The sequence below is a fragment of the Aureibaculum flavum genome (genome assembly GCF_016406085.1).
GTDB lineage: Bacteria > Bacteroidota > Bacteroidia > Flavobacteriales > Flavobacteriaceae > Aureibaculum > Aureibaculum flavum.
This window is the reverse complement of record NZ_JAEHFJ010000022.1, coordinates 1-4730: the sequence shown is the minus strand read 5'-3', so window position 1 is coordinate 4730 and position 4730 is coordinate 1. Positions and strand designations below refer to the sequence as shown.

Genomic DNA, 4730 nt, shown 5'->3' with positions numbered 1-4730 from the left:
GAAGTCAACCATTCAGCTTGAGTACCAGAAAAACCATTTGTTACGGCTACTTGATAAGCAGAATCGCCATTCGTACCGTTTGTACCATTAGTTCCATTATTACCAGCAACCCCTTGAATACCTTGAGCCCCTGTCGCACCATCAGCACCATTGGTTCCGTTAGCACCATCAGTTCCTTCTAAAGAAGTCAACCATTCAGCTTGAGTACCAGAAAAACCATTTGTTACAGCTACTTGATAAGCAGAATCGCCATTCGTACCGTTTGTTCCAGCAACCCCTTGAATACCTTGAGCTCCAGTTGCACCGTCAGCACCATTAGTTCCGTTAGCACCATTATTACCATCAGTTCCTTCTAGAGAAGTCAACCATTCAGCTTGAGTACCAGCGAAACCGTTTGTCACAGCTACTTGATAAGCAGAATCTCCATTTGTTCCATTAGTTCCATCATTACCAGCAACCCCTTGAATACCTTGAGCACCATCAGCACCATTAGTTCCGTTAGTACCATTATTACCATCAGTTCCTTCTAGGGAAGTCAACCATTCAGCTTGAGTACCAGAGAAACCATTTGTTACAGCTACTTGATAAGCAGAATCGCCATTTGTACCGTTTGTTCCAGCAACCCCTTGAATACCTTGGGCACCAGTTGCACCATCAGCACCATTATTACCATCAGTTCCTTCTAAAGAAGTTAACCATTCAGCTTGAGTACCAGAGAAACCATTTGTTACAGCTACTTGATATGCAGAATCACCATTTGTACCAGCAACTCCTTGAATACCTTGGGCACCAGTTGCACCGTCGGCTCCATTTGCACCGTCATTACCGGCAACCCCTTGAATACCTTGGGCACCTGTTGCACCGTCAGCTCCATTTGCACCATTGGTTCCGTTAGCACCAGTTGCACCATCAGCACCATTATTACCATCAGTTCCTTCTAGAGAAGTCAACCATTCAGCTTGAGTACCAGAGAAACCGTTTGTCACGGCTACTTGATAAGCAGAATCGCCATTTGTACCGTTTGTTCCATTAGTTCCATCATTACCAGCAACCCCTTGAATACCTTGGGCACCTGTTGCACCGTCAGCTCCATTTACACCATTGGTTCCGTTAGCACCATTATTACCGTCAGCACCATTATTACCATCAGTTCCTTCTAGAGAAGTCAACCATTCAGCTTGAGTACCAGAAAAGCCATTTGTTACAGCTACTTGATAAGCAGAATCGCCATTTGTACCGTTTGTTCCATTAGTTCCATCATTACCGGCAACCCCTTGAATACCTTGGGCACCAGTTGTACCGTTTGTTCCATTAGCTCCATCATTACCGGCAACCCCTTGAATACCTTGAGCACCAGTTGCACCATCCGCACCATTAGTTCCGTTAGTACCATTTGTACCATCAGTTCCTTCTAGAGAAGTCAACCATTCAGCTTGAGTACCAGAAAAACCATTTGTTACAGCTACTTGATAAGCAGAATCGCCATCCGTACCGTTTGTTCCATTAGCTCCATCATTACCGGCAACCCCTTGAATACCTTGAGCACCAGTTGCACCATCAGCACCATTAGTTCCGTTAGTACCATTATTTCCATCAGTTCCTTCTAGAGAAGTCAACCATTCAGCTTGAGTACCAGCGAAACCATTTGTTACAGCTATTTGATAAGCAGAATCACCATTTGTACCGTTTGTACCAGCAACCCCTTGAATACCTTGAGCTCCAGCTGCACCATCAGCACCATTAGTTCCGTTAGTACCATTATTACCATTAGTTCCTTCTAGGGAAGTCAACCATTCAGCTTGAGTACCAGAGAAACCGTTTGTCACGGCTACTTGATAAGCAGAATCACCATTAGTTCCATTATTACCAGCAACCCCTTGAATACCTTGAGCTCCAGCTGCACCATCAGCACCATTAGTTCCGTTAGTACCATTATTACCATTAGTTCCTTCTAGAGAAGTCAACCATTCAGCTTGAGTACCAGCGAAACCATTTGTTACAGCTACTTGATATGCAGAATCACCATTTGTACCAGCAACTCCTTGAATACCTTGGGCACCAGTTGCACCGTCGGCTCCATTTGTACCATCATTACCAGTTAATCCTTGAATACCTTGAGCACCAGTTGCACCATCAGCACCGTCGGCTCCATTTGCACCATTATTACCATCAGTACCTTCTAGGGAAGTCAACCATTCAGCTTGAGTACCAGAAAAACCATTTGTTACAGCTACTTGATAAGCAGAATCGCCATCCGTACCGTTTGTTCCATTTGTTCCATCATTACCAGCAACACCTTGAATACCTTGAGCTCCGGTTGCACCATCCGCACCGTCATTACCGGCAACACCTTGAATACCTTGAGCACCAGTTGCACCATCAGCTCCATTAGTTCCGTTAGTACCATTATTACCATCAGTTCCTTCTAGGGAAGTCAACCATTCAGCTTGAGTACCAGAGAAACCATTTGTTACAGCTACTTGATAAGCAGAATCACCATTTGTACCGTTTGTTCCGTCATTACCAGCAACCCCTTGAATACCTTGGGCACCTGTTGCACCGTCAGCTCCATTTGCACCATTGGTTCCGTTAGCACCAGTTGCACCATCAGCACCATTATTACCATCAGTTCCTTCTAGAGAAGTCAACCATTCAGCTTGAGTACCAGAGAAACCGTTTGTCACGGCTACTTGATAAGCAGAATCGCCATTTGTACCGTTTATTCCATTAGTTCCATCATTACCGGCAACCCCTTGAATACCTTGATCACCTTTAGCACCAGTTGCACCATCAGCACCAGCTAATCCTTGAATACCTTGATCACCTTGGGCACCAGTTGCACCATCAGCTCCAGCTAATCCAGTATCACCTTTATCACCTTTAGCACCAGTTGCACCAGTCAATCCTTGAATACCTTGATCACCTTTAGCACCAGTATCTCCTTTTTCACCTTTATCACCTTTTGCTCCGTCAGCACCATCAGCACCATCAGCTCCAGCTAATCCAGTTGCCCCAATATCTCCTTTTTCACCTTTGTCACCTTTTGCTCCGTCAACACCATCAGCACCAGCTAATCCAGTTGCTCCAATAGCCCCAGTATCACCTTTATCACCTTTAGCACCAGTTGCACCATCAGCACCAGCTAATCCTTGAATACCTTGATCACCTTTAGCACCAGTTGCACCATCAGCACCAGCTAATCCTTGAATACCTTGATCACCTTGGGCACCAGTTGCACCATCAGCTCCAGCTAATCCAGTATCACCTTTATCACCTTTGGCACCAGTTGCACCGTCAGTTCCAGCTAGTCCAGTTGCACCAGTATCTCCTTTTTCACCTTTATCACCTTTTGCTCCGTCAACACCATCAGCACCAGCTAAACCAGTTGCACCAGTATCTCCCTTTTCACCTTTATCACCTTTTGCTCCGTCAACACCATCAGTTCCAGCTAGTCCAGTTGCACCAGTATCTCCTTTTTCACCTTTGTCACCTTTTGCTCCGTCAACACCATCAGCACCAGTTAATCCTTGAATACCTTGGGCACCAGTTGCACCATCAGCACCAGCTAATCCAGTTGCACCTGTTAAACCTTGAATACCTTGATCACCTTTAGCACCAGTTGCACCGTCGGCTCCAGCTAATCCAGTTGCACCTGTTAAACCTTGAATACCTTGATCACCTTTAGCACCAGTTGCACCGTCGGCTCCAGCTAATCCAGTTGCACCTGTTAAACCTTGAATACCTTGATCACCTTTAGCACCAGTTGCACCGTCGGCTCCAGCTAATCCAGTTGCACCTGTTAAACCTTGAATACCTTGATCACCTTTAGCACCAGTTGCACCGTCGGCTCCAGCTAATCCAGTTGCACCTGTTAAACCTTGAATACCTTGATCACCTTGGGCACCAGTTGCACCATCAGCTCCAGCTAATCCAGTATCACCTTTATCACCTTTAGCACCAGTTGCACCAGTTGCACCAGTCAATCCTTGAATACCTTGATCACCTTTAGCACCAGTATCTCCTTTTTCACCTTTATCACCTTTATCACCTTTTGCTCCGTCAGCACCAGTTAATCCTTGAATACCTTGATCACCGTTAGCACCGGTTGCACCATCGGCTCCGTTTGCACCATCATTTCCTTCCAGTGAAGTCAACCATTCTGATTGAGTTCCAGAAAAACCATTTGCTAAAGCTACTTGATATGCAGAATCACCGTCATCGCCTTTGTCACCTTTTTCTCCTTTTAAAAGGATAGGTGTTAAGTCAATATTTTTTGTACCACCATTCTCTAGTGTTAAAGTGATTATATTGTTTGAATTATTTAAACTAAAATCAGATATTTTTTGATTATCTGTATTATCTAAATAGTTTGATAAATCAACCGTACCACCATCTTCTAAGGTTAAGATGTTGTTATCAATACTTAATTTTTGATCATCAGAACTTGCAGCAGAAATGTCAACTGTTTGTGTATTTCCATTTTCTAAGGTAATAGTTAAATTAGAACCTGCTAAACTAAACTCAGAAATTTCTTGATTATCAGTATTGTCTAAGTAATTACTTAAGACTACCGTGCCACCATCTTCTAATGTTAAGATGTTGTTATCGATACTTAATTTTTGATCATCAGAATTTGCAGCAGCAATGTCAACTGTTTGTGTGTTTCCATTTTCTAAGGTAATAGTTAAAATAGAACCCGCTAAGCTAAACTCAGAAATTTCTTGATTATC

Annotated in this window: 1 protein-coding gene; it reads right to left on the bottom strand. The window is 43.9% G+C overall.

The genetic code is table 11. The features are described 5' to 3' along the window. A partial coding sequence (locus JBL43_RS20070) for a beta strand repeat-containing protein (RefSeq protein WP_198843139.1) occupies positions 1 to 4730 on the bottom strand: 4730 nt, incomplete at both ends.